At 44.7% G+C, this 564-nt stretch carries 1 protein-coding gene and 1 pseudogene; both read right to left on the bottom strand.

What is annotated here, in order from left to right:
• Positions 1-259: LysR family transcriptional regulator (locus R8O11_RS30135; RefSeq protein ID WP_318195249.1), on the bottom strand; the 259-nt coding region annotated here is incomplete at its 3' end.
• 114 nt (positions 260-373) lie between these two features.
• Positions 374-564, bottom strand: a pseudogene (locus R8O11_RS30130) (hypothetical protein); the annotation flags it as partial.

Below are 564 nucleotides of genomic sequence, written 5' to 3'. Positions count from 1 at the left end.
CGCAACTGTGGTCGAGGTGTGCCATGTCTTCCAGTTGAAGCATAATGTTGCTGGCTTTGTCCAAAACCTCACGACCAAGTGGCGTGACGAGCACTTTTTTATTGTCCCGCTCAAAAATCTTAATGCCTAGCTGACGCTCCAGTTCACTGACGCCTGTACTCAACGTTGATTGGCGAACATGACACAAATCGGCTGCTTTACGAAAATGCAGCGTTTTTGAGACAGCCAAGGCATAAGATAATTGTTTTATCGATAGCATAGCGTTTATCCATCCGTTGAGTCTTCTCGTCGTTCAAACTTCTCGTTCTAATGATCAAGCTTAGAAGATGGCTTTTTGTTATTCGAATTTCCCTAACGTTGTACCTGCCTTTATTTACCATCCTTTCGCTCGGCATTGCCGTTCGATTCTGAGCGCGACTTGCTGTACTTGGTGATCAAGATAATCGGTCGAACTCACCATTTGTCGCATGTCTTCAACAAAATGAGCGGGGCGAATCATCCGCAAAGTGTTTTCGTTTTTGCAAATAAAGTCGACACGCGGAATGCCAAACTTGTCCTCATATT

It is taken from the genome of Vibrio sp. 1288 (assembly GCF_033344475.1).
This window is presented reverse-complemented; position numbering and strand designations above follow the sequence as displayed.